13 protein-coding genes are annotated in these 17,287 nt (G+C 25.3%); 6 read left to right on the plus strand and 7 right to left on the minus strand.

All coding sequences use genetic code 4. From position 1 onward, the window contains the following. Positions 1-311 precede the first annotated feature (311 nt). From N8G13_RS00450 to dnaA, 4 genes are all read right to left on the minus strand, one after another. Positions 312-1,679 carry a hypothetical protein gene (locus N8G13_RS00450; RefSeq protein WP_262288990.1) on the minus strand — a complete coding sequence of 456 codons (1,368 nt, stop codon included), beginning with the start codon at positions 1,677-1,679 and terminating at the stop codon, positions 312-314. 144 nt (positions 1,680-1,823) lie between these two features. After that, positions 1,824-2,039: an RNA-binding S4 domain-containing protein gene (locus N8G13_RS00455; protein WP_262288991.1), complete on the minus strand. Its 216-nt coding sequence runs from the start codon at positions 2,037-2,039 to the stop codon at positions 1,824-1,826. Next, positions 2,039-3,166 (minus strand): DNA polymerase III subunit beta, encoded by a 1,128-nt coding sequence (gene dnaN, locus N8G13_RS00460; RefSeq protein WP_262288992.1) that lies wholly within the window; start codon positions 3,164-3,166, stop codon positions 2,039-2,041. Before dnaN ends, N8G13_RS00455 begins: the two co-directional genes overlap by 1 nt. Positions 3,167-3,180: 14 nt before the next feature. Continuing rightward, positions 3,181-4,533 carry a chromosomal replication initiator protein DnaA gene (dnaA, locus tag N8G13_RS00465; RefSeq protein ID WP_262288993.1) on the minus strand — a complete coding sequence of 451 codons (1,353 nt, stop codon included), beginning with the start codon at positions 4,531-4,533 and terminating at the stop codon, positions 3,181-3,183. Between the two features lie 388 nt (positions 4,534-4,921). Here dnaA and rpmH point away from each other — a divergent pair, with 388 nt between their 5' ends. The 3 genes from rpmH to yidC are packed head-to-tail and all read left to right on the plus strand — an operon-like array spanning position 4,922 to position 7,309. Beyond that, positions 4,922-5,068 (plus strand): 50S ribosomal protein L34, encoded by a 147-nt coding sequence (rpmH, locus tag N8G13_RS00470; RefSeq protein WP_171113203.1) that lies wholly within the window; start codon positions 4,922-4,924, stop codon positions 5,066-5,068. A gap of 2 nt (positions 5,069-5,070) precedes the next feature. Next, positions 5,071-5,403, plus strand: a complete 333-nt coding sequence (gene rnpA / locus N8G13_RS00475) for a ribonuclease P protein component (RefSeq protein WP_262288994.1) — start codon at positions 5,071-5,073, stop codon at positions 5,401-5,403. Continuing rightward, positions 5,387-7,309 (plus strand): membrane protein insertase YidC, encoded by a 1,923-nt coding sequence (yidC, locus tag N8G13_RS00480; protein ID WP_262288995.1) that lies wholly within the window; start codon positions 5,387-5,389, stop codon positions 7,307-7,309. The genes rnpA and yidC overlap by 17 nt, the downstream gene beginning before the upstream one ends. Positions 7,310-7,395: 86 nt before the next feature. Here yidC and pepF read toward each other — a convergent pair whose 3' ends face one another. From pepF to N8G13_RS00495, 3 genes are all read right to left on the minus strand, one after another. After that, positions 7,396-9,225 carry an oligoendopeptidase F gene (gene pepF / locus N8G13_RS00485; RefSeq protein ID WP_262288996.1) on the minus strand — a complete coding sequence of 610 codons (1,830 nt, stop codon included), beginning with the start codon at positions 9,223-9,225 and terminating at the stop codon, positions 7,396-7,398. After that, a complete protein-coding gene (locus N8G13_RS00490) occupies positions 9,225-9,749 on the minus strand; it encodes an adenine phosphoribosyltransferase (RefSeq protein WP_216488515.1) in 525 nt (174 codons plus the stop codon). The genes pepF and N8G13_RS00490 overlap by 1 nt, the downstream gene beginning before the upstream one ends. Before the next feature lie 92 nt (positions 9,750-9,841). Next, positions 9,842-10,687 carry an HAD family hydrolase gene (locus N8G13_RS00495; RefSeq protein WP_262288997.1) on the minus strand — a complete coding sequence of 282 codons (846 nt, stop codon included), beginning with the start codon at positions 10,685-10,687 and terminating at the stop codon, positions 9,842-9,844. A gap of 141 nt (positions 10,688-10,828) precedes the next feature. On the opposite strand from N8G13_RS00495, the gene N8G13_RS00500 reads away from it, so the two are divergent. From N8G13_RS00500 to N8G13_RS00510, 3 genes are read left to right on the plus strand one after another with little or no spacing between them, the layout of a single operon-like run. Beyond that, positions 10,829-13,639 carry a cation-translocating P-type ATPase gene (locus N8G13_RS00500; RefSeq protein ID WP_262288998.1) on the plus strand — a complete coding sequence of 937 codons (2,811 nt, stop codon included), beginning with the start codon at positions 10,829-10,831 and terminating at the stop codon, positions 13,637-13,639. Between the two features lies 1 nt (position 13,640). Continuing rightward, the gene (locus tag N8G13_RS00505; protein ID WP_262288999.1) at positions 13,641-15,464 is read left to right on the plus strand and encodes an ABC transporter ATP-binding protein; all 1,824 of its coding nucleotides are present in this window, start codon (positions 13,641-13,643) and stop codon (positions 15,462-15,464) included. Then, entirely contained in the window at positions 15,464-17,284 is a 1,821-nt protein-coding gene (locus N8G13_RS00510) for an ABC transporter ATP-binding protein (protein ID WP_262289000.1), read from the plus strand. The genes N8G13_RS00505 and N8G13_RS00510 overlap by 1 nt, the downstream gene beginning before the upstream one ends. Positions 17,285-17,287: the final 3 nt, after the last annotated feature.

A 17,287-nucleotide genomic window follows, 5' to 3' on the forward strand; every position in this document is an offset into this window, starting at 1 on the left:
CTGCTTCTGCTACAGCTTTTTTAATTTCTGCATCTAAAGCATCTGAAATTTCTTTATATTTAGGATCTGTTTGAAGTTCTGTAAGTAATTTATCTGCAGCTGCTTTTGATGTTTCATAAGCTTTTTTAGCATCAATTTTTGCTTTTTCAGCTTGTGCTTTTTCTAATGCTGTAGTTAAATCAGTTACAGCTGTATTGTATAGTTCAACTGTTTTGGTTTCTTCTCCACCAACTCTATCTTCAACTGTTTTAGTTTCACCATCAAGTGTTGTTTTAACATTAGCATAATCTGTTCCAGTTAATGTATTTGTACTATAATCTTTTTACTTCTGCTAATTTTGTTTCATATGCGGTTTTAGCTGCTTCTAAAGCATCTTGTGCTTCTTTATCTTGTTTTGCTTTTGCAAGAGCTTCTTCTAATTTTGCAACTGCGTTGTTGTAATCAGTTGGTTCAATTGTGTTATTTACTTCTTTTTCAGAAACTGGTGTAGTTTCAGCAGTTTTTGAATCTTGTAATTCTTTTAAAATTGTTGCATATTTTGGATCTGCAAGTAAAGTTTCCATTTGTGAAACTTCAGCAAGTTTAGCATCATAAGCTTCTTTTGCTTTTCTAAGTAGTTCTGCACGAATTTTTGCTTCTTTATCTTCTTGATATGTTTGTGCAAATTTCAATACTTCATCTAATTTAATTTTTCCATTAATTTTTTGTAATAGTGTTACATTAACACCTGTTAATAAATCAGATGAATTTTTAATTTCTACATCTAAATCTTTTTTTAGTCTTTGTTGTTCAGTATCTTCTGGGTCATTCATTCTAGCTGATAATTCTCTTGCGAATGTAACTTCTTCTTCGTAGAATTGAATGAATTTTGGACCATGTACATTGTTTGTTTCTGGTCATAAATAATTATATGCTGCCTCATAATCAGAATCTTGTCCTGGTTGAGCCATTTTTTGTGCATAGAAGTTTCTTACGAATAAGTCATCAAAAATTGATTCATATCCTTGTTTATCTTCTGAGTAGTTCATTAATGCTTCTGCTGTTGCAAGTGCGAATTCATACATTGCTTTTGCATCAACTGTTTCAGGTGCTAATAGTTTCTTAATTTCAACTGTTGCATTTCATAAAGCTTTTTCTGTTTCAACTAAGGCACTAACTCTTGCTGGTTTATTGTCTAATGTTGTTGTAGATTCTTTGTATGTAAAAATAGCTTCTTTTGCTTGTTGAATTTTTAATTTATAGTCATTTGCCACTTCTTGATCTTCTAGTGAAGATAATTGCGCTACTAATTCTTCTGCTTCTTTTACTTCTATTTCCTCATATGTTTTAGCAAATGCTTCAACTAACTTATCATAACTTAATGAATATCTTCCTGTAAGTGAATTTATTTCATCAGCTTGATTTTCATCTAATTTTTTGTAAGCTTTATTTTCATCGTAGATAAGTCTTCTTAAATTATCGAAAGTTGTTTTATACATTTTCTTATCTTCTAAAGTATCTCTTAAAACATTCACTCTTGAATCTAAGTTCATAAATGTTTTTTGAGAAACACTTAATTTTACTTCATTGTTGTTTTCAGCTGTAGTACATGATGCACTAATTGCAGCTGCTGTTGCAGCTACAGCTGTAATAGCTGCTGCTGAACCAACAAATAAAAGATTTTTCTTTTGTTTTTTCATATATCTCCTCATTTTTTATAATCGATTATAAAAATGATATTTAATAAAATATCTAAAAAAATTTTACCATAAAATTCACAAATCAGAACCTAATAAAATTTAAAAAACACCATATATACAATACAGTGTTTCAAAATATTCGTTTTAATGTGCAATTGTTTTTATTTTATAAACTTCATCATCAATTCAAATAATGTCACCATTATTTATTTGTTGATTACGTGAAACTGCTGGCTTTCCATTAATCATAATTTCATGATCTACAATAAAAAATTTAGCCCTTCCACCCGTTTCGATTAAACCTATCTTTTTAAGAAATTGTGAAAGTTTAATTGTTTCTGTTGTTATTTCTATTATCATTATCAATATCCTCTTTGTGGAGTTATTAGTTGTTGGTTGTTTTTGTTTTCTTTTGAAACTATTAAAATTCTTTGCTTGTTTTCTGCAAACATTAAATTAATTTCACCTTCAAATACGTTAATTGCTTCTGTTAAATTTTTAGTTACTAATGAAATATCTAAAGATTCATCATTGTAACTAAATTCTGTAGTTTTAACTTCTGCTTTTCCTATTTCATCACGATTTGTTGATACATATAAAACCGAATCATGAATTGAAAGTCTTAATTTGGAATTAGCATCTGAATTTAAAAGTGATGCTTTTTGAATTAATTCTGTTAATTTTTTTCTATCAATTGTTAAAATTTGTTCAAACTGTCTTGGAATTGAGTTTGCTGTGTCCTTATATGCTAAATTAGCCAATTTAGTTTGAATAATGCTTCCATCAAAATTAATATGAATTTTATTTTCACTAACAAACATACTAATGTCACCTTTAAAATCAAAATTTAAAAGATCTTTTAAAGTTTTTGACTGAATAGAAAAATTAAAATCTACAGTATTTTCAATTGCTGTTTGTTGACGTGCTAAACGGAAACCATCAGTTGCAATTGCAACTAAAACGTTATCTTTTGCAGAAATGTTAACGCAATTTAAAATCACACTTGTTGCGTTTTGTGCTGCTGCAAAAGAAACATTTTTCACAATGCTTTTAAGAGCACTAAAAGGTAAAACAATTTTTTCTCCATATTGTTCAAATTCAGTTTCAGGGTACTCAAAACTATCTAATAAATTTATTTCAAAAATATCTTCATTTGTTTTAATTTTTAGTACTGAATTTTCAGTTTCTAATTTAACAATTCCATCAATTTTTTTAACAATATTTTTAAATAATGTTAAAGGAACTAGCGCTGTTCCTGATTCAATTATTTCACAACCATCTTTATTAAAGGTTTCAATATCTGCACCCGTTGTTAAAACTGTATGTTTTACTGCAATTTGAGTATTTGACACAACGAATGTCACAGCTGAATCAGTTGCCTCAATTAAAACACCTTTTAAAGCAGGTAAATATGGATTGGAATCTAATGCTTTTGATACACGGTCTATTGCTTTATCTAATTGTTGAATAGAAATATTGAATTTCATAATAACTCCTTAATTTATAAAATTTTCTTTAAATTATCTTTAATTTTGCTAATTGCCAAACTCAAAGTTGAATCACTTTTTATGTGTTTATCAATATAATTTACACTCGCAATTACTGAACTATGGGTTTGTCCACTAAACATTTTTCCAATATCATTAAAAGGAATATCGAAAAGATCTTTTATTAATCACATACTTACTCTTCTTGCCTTAACTATGTTTTGACTTCTGTTTTTATCAATTACTTTTTTTCTTTCTATTCCATAATACTTACATACCGTATCAACTATTTTTTCAGGTGTAACTGATTCACTTACTGTACCAACATCTTTAAAAATTGATTTTATATATTCACTGTCATATCTAAAATTCTTATCATTAATGTAAAAAATTTTAATTTTATTAACTGCACCTTGAATATTTCTTATACTATTTGAAAAATTTCTAGCTAAAAATTTATATGTTTTATCATCAAATTTATTTGAATCAATTAATTCTTTATCAATTTTAAATTTGAAAATATTAATAATATCTTCTACACTTGGATTATTAATTTTAAATGTTATTCCACCTGAGAATCTTGTAATAAATCTTTCTTCAAATCCACCTAATTCTTTTGGTGTTTTATCTGCACTTATAATAATTTGTTTATTTTCACTAATATGATTATTTATAATTGCAAATAAGACATTTAAAGTGTTTTCTTTACCACCAAATTCCTGCACATCATCAAACATTAAACAGTCATATTTCAAACAGTCATCAATAATTTTGTTAATACCTTCTTGATTTTTATTTTTTAAATGTTCTATTATAGGTCTTATAAAAATATTAGGTTGAATATATAAACACGATTTACCTTTTTTTATTAATTCGTTTCCGATTGCATGTAATAAATGAGTTTTACCTAAACCGCTTGATGCATATATAAATAAAGGATTAAACGCAATTTGTCCTTGTTGATTTTCAATCACTGTTCTAGCACCTAATAACGCTTGTTCATTAAATTTACCTTTTGTATAATTTTCAAAAGTTAATTCTGGTTGAACATTAATTTTTGTTTGTGTTTTTTTGGTTTCATTGTTATATAAAAGACTATCGGAGCTAAAAATAATTTCTTTTGTATCTTGATATATTTCATTAACGCATCTATAAATATATTCTTTATAATTTGCCTCTAAAAATACTCTGATTTTTTCGGGTGCATGCAAAAAAACTTTATTATCTTTTTGTTTAATAATTTTAACTAATGTTAAAAATGAATCATATAAAATTGGATCATTTGATGTAGATTCGAATTCTTGTTGAAGCAAGGTATTATTTATTTCTAAATCTGCATTTGGGTTAATTTTTCTTGTCGAATTCATAGTCATAGATTAAATTATAAATTTATATTATTATTTTTGTAAATAATTATTTATCAAAGCAAATAATTTGGATTTTATTGACATTTTTATTTACATTTTTTAACAAAAAAAGTACTTATTACAAGATATTTTTTTATTTAATAACATTTTAAAAATGTAAATAAATAATCAATGTCAAAAATTTTTATATTTTTTAAATTTTTTTTATTTTTTTAACAAATAAATTAAAATAAGAATTGTTTATTGCTAATAATTTAAAGCCGGTAATAAGTAAATAAGATAATATTATGTAATATTATTGTTTTGTTTGATAAAATAATAATACATAATTTTAAATATCAGCTTGAAAATTATTTTCAAATAAAAACATATAAAGAAGGAGCTTTTTATGAAAAGAACATATCAACCAAAAAAACGTAAACACATTAAAGTTCATGGTTTTTTTGCTCGAATGCAAACTAAAAATGGAAGAAAAGTTTTAAAAGCTAGAAGAGCAAAAGGAAGAAAACAACTAACAGTTTCAGACAAAAAATAAAAATGACTAAGTTAAATGTTGTTAGAAAGAATTGGGAATTTCAAAATATAATCAACCAAAAAAAACAATTTGTTTCAAAATACGTGATTATTTATTATCAACCAAGTGAAATTTATAAAGTTGGTATTTCCATTCCCAAAACATTTGCTAACGCAGTTTTGCGTAACAAATATAAAAATCAAATAAGGCAAATTATTCGCCAAAACAGCTTTGAAGATATATTAGTTCAAAGCGTAATCATTATAAGAAAACCTTTTTTTACACTTGATTTTGCAAGTAAAGAAAAAGAAATTAAAAAACTTTATGAAAGGATTCGTAATGCCCAAAAGAACTAGATCTAAACATTACGACTTTTTTAATCCGAATCATAATTCAAATGATAAAAATATAAAAAAAGATACAAAAACACTAATTAAAAAAATCTGAAAATGAGTAAAAATTTTATTAATTGTTTTTGTTATTGGAACAGGTTTTGTAGGCTGCGCTCAATCATTTGGATTACGTTCTCCGGTTAAAGTTGGAACAGGTTTCGAAACATATCTTAAAAAAGAAGATATTTCACCAAATATTGAGGTTTTTGCATATAACAAAGACACCCAAGCCTTTAATAGATCAAATACTGGAAAAATTATTCAAGATAACCCTTATTTAAAAGCAGATTCTGTTGAAGAATTAAAATTAGTTAAAGAACAAATCAAAAATAACCAAGGGAATATGGATACATATAAATCACAAACTTTAGGAATTCAGATTCAAAATTCTGAAGGTAAAAATATTTCTGGAAGTGTATATAATAAAAACGGAAATTTTATAATTTATGCAAAAGGTGATGAAAACGGTAATGGATCTGTTAAAAGTTACGACAATGTAACAACCTGAACCAATATTTATAACATTCAAAATTTAGAATGAACAAGAAAAAAAGTTCAAAATAATGGAGTTGAAATTGAGGTTAAAGACAGAATTAAAAATATAAAAATTTCTGTATTGCCAAATTATATACTTGATACTTCACTTGAATCAAAATTTAGTCGCGATACATATCAAGCACTGATGGATGAATCTACTAAATTATTCAAAAATGAAATGATTGAAGCTAAATTAAATTCTCAAGACACAGATTCAAAAAGTTATTGAGATGTCATTTTAGAATTTGCTAATATGCCAAACACTGCAACTGCATTAGATACAGTTAATAGTTTTATTAAAAAATTAGCAGAAAAAAAAGATATTCAATTAACTGACAACGAAATAAATGTAATTACAAAAGTAGAAAATTTCATTCACTCTAATACAATTGAATATGGAAATCTAACTGGATTATCATTTGTTTCAAATAATACAAATAATGAAGGTTATAACATTGTTACTTTTAAAAATATAAGTGATAAAGGTAATTATATTAATAATAACTCAACCCTATTAAATTCATTATTTGGAGAACCACATCGTCCGATTGCAACATGAGCAGAATACTGAGAATTTGGACCATTTTATGGATTATTTGTTTACCCTATTAATCAACTACTAGGTGGAATAATCAATGGAATAAGTTATTTAGGTGGATGATCTGTAATAATAGGATTAATAATTACTGTTATTGTTACAAAATTAATAGTTGTTGCTATTAGTTATAAGAGTATATTTGCTTCTCAAAAACAACAAGAATTAAATGCTAAAAAAGCAAAAATAGAAGCTAAATATGCACCTTATAAAGGTGACAAACAAATGGAACAAAAGAAAAAACAAGAAATTAATGAAATGTACAAAAAAAATCATGCAAATCCATTTACTGCAATGATAAGTTCATTAATTGCGATGCCTATTCTAATTGTTATGTTTAGGATTGTACAAGGTTCACCAGAAATTAAACACTCAGTATGATATGGAATTCAAATGTCAGCTACAAGTTACCAAAACTTATTAGCTGGTGAATACAAATACTTACCTATTATTTTAATTAGTGTGCTTATTCAATTAGTTGCACAAATGTTACCTAAATTTTTAAACCGTAAAAAAGATAAACTACGTACTAATGTATATGAGCGTGAAGCTTTACGTAAATCAAATAAAATGCAAAATATAATTACAATGGTCTTTGTTGGTTTTGGAGTTATATTTCAAGCTGGATTACAAATATACTGAATTATTACAGGAATTTGACAAATTATGCAAACACTTGTTGTATGAAAAATTGAACGTACTGATTTCTATAAAACAAAAATTGTTCCAAGACTATAAAAATAATAAAAAGCTACATAATGTTTTATGTGGTTTTTTATTTTATAAAGTAATCAAAAAACCAAGTTTAAACTTGGTTTTTTACATTATTTATTAAAAATTTTTTTGCCTAACTTAATATATGTATTAATTTTTTCGTTTATATTTTCAAATGCCATTTTATACATATTTTCATCATAAATATCTATACCAGCATTCTTTAATATATCAGCAGGCTTTTGGGAACTTCCTGCACTTAAAAATTTATCAATATAATCTTCTAGAACTTGTTTTCCCTTGGTTTTATATTTTTTATAAAAAGCATTAGCCACTATGTATCCTAAAGCATATTTATAAACATAAAATTCATAATAATAATGTGGAACTATAACTGAATATATATTTTCATGATTTGAAATTTTTGCTTTATGAATATCTTTGAAATATTCATTCCTTGTATCAACATAAAGTTGTTCTAATTGTTCGTAACTTGCATAAGGTTCATCATTATCTATTGCATTATATAAATTGAATTCATAATTACTTCATATCGTTTGTTGAATTACAGTTCCAATAAAATCACGAATAGATTCATTTATATAATTAAATCTTTGTTCGTCATTTTCAGCATTTTCAATTAAGTAATCTGTCAAAAGTAATTCATTAAATATTGAGGCAATTTCAGCTAAAAAAATTGGATATTGTGAATTAAAAATGTGTTGATTTTTATCAGAAAAATAAGAATGCATTGAGTGTCCCATTTCATGACACAAAGTATTTACACTACTCAAAGAATTATCAAAATTCATTAAAATATATTTTTTATCAATTCCATAACTTTGGCCAATTGAATATGCTCCGCCTTCTTTATTTTTAACACTCTCAAAATCAATTCAACCACTATCAAGTGCCTTTATTGCAACATCTTTATATCTATTTGGCATAACAGAAATGATTTCTTTAAAAATATTTTTTGCATCTTCAATAGTGTAGTTAGTTTTTGTTTTTATTAAATCTAATTGATAATCTCAAGGTTGCATTTTTTTATTAAATTTATTTTTAAAAAATTTCTTTTGGTATTTATAAAACTGTTTAAAAAGAAACATATTTTTTTTAACATTTTTATAAATTATATCTAATAATTGTTTTTGAACATAATCAGATGAAATTAAACTATCAACAGCAGAATCATAATTTCTTATTTTAGCTTCTACTGAAATTTGTTTAAAATGTTGGATTAAAAGTTGTGCAAATGACTGCCTGTGTTTATAATAACCTTGTAAGTAATTTTTGTGTGTTGTTTTTCTAACTAATTCATCTTTATTTTTAAGAAGATTTATTCTACTTCCATTTGTAATTTTAAACTTTTTATTTTTTGATGATATTGCATATCCAAAATCCACTTCAGAGTTATCTAAGATATCAAAGACAGTTTCTAAATTAGTGTCACCTTTAGAAGATTGTTGTAAATAATTTTCTACATCATCTGACAAAGTATGTTTTAATGATTCAATAGAATTTTCAATGCTATTTTTAATGTAACTAAATTCTTTTGTGTCTTTTCAAAGTAACAATTTGTCTTTGTATTTTTTTATCCTGCTTATTTCAGAACCTAATTTATTTGAATAATTTGCTACTTTATTATCAAAATCTGCAATTTCTTTATTAATTTCAGGATCAACAACATTAATAGAACTTTTATTTTGCAAATAATTATTAATTTTAAATTCAAGTTCAAGAAATTTTTCTTGAACTTTTAAGTAATTTAAGTAATTCTCTTTTGAATCATATTTTGATTCTTTAATTGCAATTATGTAACTAAAAATATCAAAGTATTGATTTTTTAGTTCTTTAAATGTTGTATTTTTTAAAATACTTTCTAAATCTCACTTATATTCTTCTGGAACCTGGTTATAAGAAGAGTATATTTTTTTCATTATTCACCTTGTTTAATAGTAATTAAACTTTCAATAGGAACATTTAATCTTTGATGGCTATCAAATCCGTCAAGTTCCATTAAAACTATTATTCTTAAAACTTCAACACCCTCTCTTTTTAAAAGTTTAATAATAGCTTCTAATGTTCCACCTGTTGCTAAAACATCGTCAATAATAACTGCTTTTTGACCTTTTTTAGTAATTCCTTCTTGAATTTCTAAAACATTTCTTCCATATTCTAAGCCATAGTCACACGAAATAACAGGACCTGGAAGTTTCCCTTGTTTTCTAACCATAATAAAAGGTTTTTTAGTGATGGCTGCAACTGGTGTTCCAAATAAAAATCCACGCGCATCAGGGCCTACAATTATATCGGCATCTTCAGTAAATTTTGCCATTTCATTTATTGTATAATTTAAAGCTTCTCCATCAGCTAATAAATATGATATATCTTTAAAAAGAATCCCTTCTGTTGGAAAATCTTTTACTGTTCTAATTAATTTTTTTAAATCTTGTTTGTTCATAACTATAATATTATAATTAATAATTAGCAAGTATAAATAAAAAACACAATCAATCAAATAATTGCGTTATTTATGAGTATTTATTACTGATTTTAGGCTGTTTTTTCTAAAAATTTACCAATTCCATTGTCATCATTGGAATCAAGTATTCATGTTAGTCCCATTGTTTTAGCTTCTGTTTTAATTTCTTCTCTTGCTTGTCCTAAAACTGCTCTATATTTAGCTACTTTAAACATAGGTAAATCATTTTTTTCATCACCAAAAACACATGTATCTTCAAATTTTGCAAAACCATTATCAAAGATATAATTTAAACCTGTTCCTTTATCTGAATCTTTAGGAATAATATCTAAAATAACTCCATTTGATTGTAATGAATAAATATCCTCTAATGATGATAATTTTTCTCTTACTTCATCCATGTTTCCTTTAACTTCATTAGTAATACAAATTATTTTAAATATTTCATGTTTTGTTACATCAAAATCATTTTCCATTTCTTGAATATTTACTTTAAATTCATCTTCTAATTTATTATTAACATGTAATAATTTTGAAACTCAATCACTTTCTTTTACAAAATGTTTATAATAAATTGCTTCTGTTGTATAAACTAAAGTTGTTGTTTGTTCTGAAAATAAAACATCAATAATTTGTTTTGCGTTATCGTGAGGAATAGTTCTTTTAGAAATAATTTGCTTAGTTTTTCAGTCATAAATAATAGCACCATTACAAAATGAACAAGGAAAATCTGGTTCAATTTGCGCCATAAATTTCATACTTATTAAAGGTGTTCTTCCTGTATTTATTGAAAATCTTTTTCCTAATTTTTTTAGTTTCTTTATTGTTTCTAAGGTTTCTTTGTTTATTTCTTTAGATGAATCTAATAATGTTCCATCTAAATCAAAAATAAAATTGTTTAATTCTGTTAAATTCATATTTTAATTTTAATATATAAACTAAAAAAATGATAATTAATATAAAAAAGAGTTTTTTATTAGATAAATAAAATTAATTTATATAATATATAATTTAATATTAATAAGTAACTATATAAAATATGTACAAGGATGGTTATTATGAATGATATAAAAGCTTTAAATACTAATCCAAAATTAGGTCTAAATGATGACCAAATAATTATTAATCAAAATAAATATGGAAAAAATATTTTAGAAGAGAAAAAGAAAAAATCTATTTTTCTATTCTTTTTAGAGCAATTTAAAGATTTAATGGTTGTGCTACTTTTAATTGCAACTGTTATTTCTTTTGGATTAGCGATTTATCAAGGTATTTATGAAAATTGAAACTGAAATTCAGAATTAACTATATCATTTATTGAACCATTTATTATTTTAATTGTTGTTGTAACTAATGCAATAGTTGGAACTGCTCAGGAAGTAAAAAGTCAAAGGGCAGTAGATTCTTTAAAAAATATGAGTCCAATGATGTCTAAAGTTATTAGAAATGGCAAATTACAAAATATTAAAAGTGAAAATATTGTTGTTGGTGATATTTTATTTATTGAATCAGGTGATGTTGTAGGTGCTGATGGTATTTTATTAGAAAGTCATAATTTATATTGCATCGAAAGTTCTTTAACAGGAGAATCACTTCCTAGTGAAAAAAATGCAAATGAAATTCATAATTTTAATTTACCTATAGCGGAGCAAAAATTTAAGGTCTTTAGTTCTTCAAGTGTATCAAATGGTACAGGGCTAGTTCTTGTTACTGAAGTTGGAAAAAATACTGAAATAGGTAAAATTTCTAACTTATTAAATGAACAAGAAACAAATTTAACACCTTTACAGCTAAAGATAAATAAATTAGGAAAGATTTTTGGATATTCAGGAATTATTTTATTTGTTTTTTCTTTAATTGCACAAATCATTTTCCAAGTTACAGATACTGGAAACTTAAAAAGTACTGGTTTTTGAAGTTCTAGCTTAGTTAATTCAATTTCACTTGCAGTAGCTGCAATACCTGAAGGGCTTGTAGCATTTACAACTATTATTTTAAGTCTTAGTGTAAAACAAATGGCAAATGAAAATGCTATTGTAAAAAATTTAATGGCAGTTGAAACATTAGGATCAACTGCAATTATTTGTTCAGATAAAACAGGTACATTAACACAAAATAAAATGACAGTTGTAAATGCTTGAACAAATAATAAATTTTTAGAAAATAATAAAGATTTTCATAAATTACTTAAATTATTTAGTCTTTGTACTGAAGCAAATATTTTCAAAAAAAATGATGAAATTGAAGAAGTTGGAGATCCAACTGAAATTGCACTATTGCATGCTTATGAAAAATACACCAAATTATCTGCAAATAATCTAAAGCACAATAATATAAGAATAAAAAATTTCCCATTTGATAGTGAACGAAAATTAATGAGTGTTATTTATGAATTAGATAATGAAAACATATTAATTACAAAAGGTGCTCCCGAAAGTATTTTTAATCTTTTAGAAAATAACCAAAATATTTCAGAATATCAAAACATAAATGAACAATGAGCAAAAAAAGGTTTTAGAGTTTTAGCTATTGCAACAAAAAAACTTAATACAAACCAAGATATATCAAGCGTAACTGAAACAGAGGTTGAAAATAATTTACATTTTGAAGGTTTAATTGCGATGATTGATCCTCCACGAGAAACTTCAAAAGAATCTATTCATTTATGTAAACAAGCAGGAATGAAACCTATTATGATTACTGGTGATAACTTAATAACGGCTAGTTCTATTGCAAAAGAATTAGGAATACTTGGTAGTGAAGATTTAGTTATCACCGGTACTGAATTAGATAAATTAAGTGATGAAGAATTCGAAAAAAATATTCATAAATATGCTGTATATGCTCGAGTTGCTCCAAAAGATAAAATCAGAATAGTAAAAACTTGACAAAAATTAGATCAAGTAGTTGCAATGACAGGAGATGGAGTAAATGATGCACCTGCCCTAAAAGCAGCCGATATTGGTTGCGCTATGGGTATAACTGGAACAGAAGTATCTAAGCAAGCATCTGACTTAATTTTAGTAGATGATAATTTTTCTACCGTTGTAAAGGCAGTTTCTAACGGTAGAAAAATATATGAAAGAATAAGAAATGTAATTCAAAATTTATTAGTTACATCGATCGCTGAAATTGTTTTAGTTCTCTTTGGTCTTTTAATATTTAGGTCGATATTTTCACAAGAAATTAAAAATATAATGACTCAAAATGAAAATTTCCAATTCTTTATTCTTTCAGCAACACAATTATTATGAATTAATTTATTTACTCACGGATTTCCTGCAATTGCTCTTGGAATTCAAAATTCTAAAGAAACATACATGACAATTAGACCTCATTCTAAATTCGAAAGTATTTTCGCAAGAAACATGGGGTGAAACACGTTATGACAAGGAATATTTATTGGTATTTTAAGTTTAATAGGTTATTACTTAGGAGCAATTTATGCTTTAAATAATCCAAGCATAAACAATGAAGATTTTGTTAAGGTTGCAAGTACTGTTGCCTTTCTTGTAATAGGTATTGGAGCAACATTTAATTCTCTTAATTTAATGACCAAAAAATCTATATTTATTTCTAATCCTTTATATTACTGAAAAGTTTATTTATCAATTATTTTTAGTATTGCATGACTTTTACTTGTTGTTTTTGTTAAACCAATAGCTCAAGTATTTAATATTTTTACTGATTTTGGTGCTTATTCCAATTTATTAATTTATAGTTTTGGATTAGTTGCAATTATTATTCCTGTATACACAATTTATAAACTAATAATAAATTTTATTGAAAAAAGAAATTTAAAAATCAATGAAATAACCCGCTTTGAAATAATTAAGAAACCCAAAAAAATATTTAAAAGGAAGGATTAATATGTGAAGAATAATAAAAAGTATGCCACTTAAATATAAATTAGTGGCTGCATTAAGTATTTTATTTACTGTTTTACAGATTTCAATTTTTTTGTTATTTCCTAATTTAATTTCACAATTAATTGGTCAAGTTGCAACATTTGCTTCAAGAAACGAAGAAAAAGCGAATATTATTATAAAAATTATTGGAATTGTAAATTTAGGACCTTATGATTCACCAACAGAAGCAATAACTCATATTTCAATATTATTTATTGGAACAATGATTTTAGGTGTAGCATTTGGAATGACCGCTACAGTTTTAAGTAATTACGTAGGTATTAACGTATCGAAATCACTAAGACAAAAATTGTTTTATCATATTCAATCTTTAAATAGTGAAAAAATTAATGAACTTTCACAAGAAAAATTAATTACTAATTTAACAAATGATATTGCAAAAATTGAAGATGGGGTAATTTCAAGTTTAAGAAGAAGTATTTTAGGGCCAATATTTTTTATTGGGGGATTTGTTTTTGCTATCTTAACAAACTTAAAACTTTCAATTTCTTTTGCTGTTTTAATACCGCTGCTTTTAACACTAACAGGAATAATTTTTTGAAAAGGATTACCATTATTTAAAAAACAACAACAAATAACTGATCAAATTAACCTAGAAAGTAGAGAAAGTATTAATGGTATAAAAGTTATAAAATCATATAACTTAGAAAAAAACCAAGAATCTAAATTTACTAAAATTAGTAATTTATGATTGGGAGTATCAATTAAAAGTAATTTAATTCAAATATTTGCATTTATTATCACAATGATATTGATTAACATTTCAACAGTAGTTATTTTGGCAATAGCAGGAATTTCAAGACCTAATTTAGAAAATGCTACTCCAGATGTTATAAATGAATATCAAAACTTTATAGTTTCAATTAATGCATTTATGGGTTATTTACAAGTTGTAACTCATGGACTTGTAATTAGTATTTTTGTTAGTGTTTACTTATTTAGAAGTCAAGTTTCTGCAAAAAGATATTTCTCAGTTATCGAAATTAAAAATAACCTAATAACAAACAAAAACAATACAAAACAAATAGATTCTGGATCTATTGAATTTAAAAATGTATGCTTTAGATATTTCAAAGACTCAGAAAAAAGAGTATTAGAAAATTTAAACTTCAAAATTCAAGCAGGTCAAACTATTGGAATAATTGGTCCAACAGGTTCAGGAAAAACTACATTAGCAAATTTGCTTGTACATGAATGAGATGTAGAAAATGGAGAAATTTTAATTGATAATCAAAACGTAAAAGAATATAATCAAGAAAACATTAATTCAAAAATTTCATATGTATACCAAAAACCATTTTTATTTAGTGGATCAATTTTAAAAAATATGCACCTTGCAAATCAAAACGCAACAAAAGAAGATATAGATAAAGTTTTAAAAATATCTGATGCTTATGATTTTGTTTACAGTTTTGAAGATAACTTAGATCATAATATTTCTCAAGGTTCAACTAATATAAGTGGTGGGCAAAGGCAAAGATTATTTATTGCACAAGCGCTCTTAAAAAATCCAAAAATTTTAATTTTTGATGACTCAACCAGTGCATTAGATAATAAAACTGATAAAATAGTCCGTCAAAACATAAAAGAGAATTTTAAAAATTTAACAACTATTATCATTAGTCAAAAATTAAATTCAATTCGTGAAGCAGATAAAATTCTTGTACTTGAAGATGGTAAAATGTCAGGTTTTGATTCTCATGATAATTTATTAAAAACAAATAAACTATATCAAGAAATTTTTGAGTCACAAGGAGGTAAATAATGAGATTTGGACCACCAAAACATCCTAACGGTCAACAAATTCCAATAAATTACCGTAAAGAATTTAAACATTTAATTAGTTTATATGACATTCCAAAATATGCAATATTTTTAATTTATTTAGTAACTTTAATCGCAACTGCAACAATTATTGCAACAAATTACTTAATAGGTTGAGTATTTGATAGATATTTTTCTGTCGATGCCTTAAACAATGGATTTGATGCAAATAATTTTATTTTAATTCTAGTTGCTATAGCTACTTGCTACATTGTAAGTAACTCAATGTTATTAGCAACAAATGTTTTTAGTGTAAAAGCTAGTCAAAAAGCCGCAACTCAAATAAGACTAAAAGCATATAATAGATTAATGAAAATGCCAATAAGCTACTTTGATAAACAAAATTCAGGTAGTTTAATGAGCACTTTAACAAATGATATAGACATGGTTGCTCAGGGACTATTATTGGTAATTTCTAAATTTATGATTTTGATAAATTTTACAATATTATCAATTTCTTTAATATTTATTTTAAGTCCATATTTAGCCTTGCTGTCAATTGCATTAATAATATTTTTATACTCATTTTCTTTTATATTTTTAAAATTAGCAATGCCTCAATTTAGAGCAAGACAAGATAAATTAAGTAATTTAAATGGTCATATTGAAGAGATTATAAAAGGTCAACATTTAATTAGAACATTTAATAAAATTGAATTAGCAAATAGAGAATTTGATACATTTAATAATTCATTAGTAAAACCTTCATTAAAAGCAAATATTTTTTCACAAATGGTATATCCATATTCAAATTTTGCAAGTATGTTATTACAATTAATTGTTACTATCGTGGGTACATTACTAATATTAAATAACAAAAGTGGAGGTAATGGTGTTTTAACTTTTGGAAATTTAATTGTTATTACAATGTATTTAAAAATGTTTACAAACCAATTGCTAGAATCAGTTGATATAGTTTCTTCTGTACAAGCCGCTGTAGCATCAAGCTCAAGAATAAGAGAATTAGCAAATTTAAAACCTGAAGTGGATCAAACTAAATTAGAAAATATTAATGATTTTAAAGGGGATGTTAAATTTGAAAATGTTGATTTTTCATATACAAATAACCCCGATAAATTGCAACTAAAAAATGCAACATTTTGAGCTAAAAAAGGGCAAACAATTGCAATTGTAGGTCCAACAGGCGCAGGTAAAACTACAATTGTTAATTTACTTTCTAAATTCTATTTACCACTAAAAGGAGATATTCTTTTAGACGATAAAAATATTCTTTCAATTAGTGAACAATCATGAAGAGATCAAATCTCAATTGTATTACAAGACACTTATTTATTTAAAGGTACTATCTTAGAAAACTTAAGATATGGTAACTTAAATGCAACAGATGAAGAAATTAAGCAGGCAGCTAAAATGTCATTTGCAGAAGACTTTATTTTAAAATTAGATCATGATTACAATACAATAATTGACCAAACAGGTTCAATACTAAGTCAAGGTGAAAGACAGCTAATTGCAATAACTAGAGCAATTTTAGCAAATAAAAATATTTTAGTTTTAGATGAAGCAACTTCAAATGTTGACACACAAACAGAGAAAAAAATTCAAAAAGCAATGTTACATTTAATGGAAGGGAAAACTTCATTTGTTATCGCTCACCGTTTATCTACAATAGTATCTGCAACAGCAATTTTAGTAGTTAATAATGGTAAAATTATTGAAAAGGGTTCTCATGAAGAACTTATGGCATTAAATGGATTTTATACAAAAATGTATAATACAGGTTTTGAAGATAACGAATAGGAT

This window comes from Mycoplasma zalophi (assembly GCF_025486335.1).
GTDB classification, from domain to species: domain Bacteria; phylum Bacillota_I; class Bacilli_A; order Mycoplasmatales; family Metamycoplasmataceae; genus Metamycoplasma; species Metamycoplasma zalophi.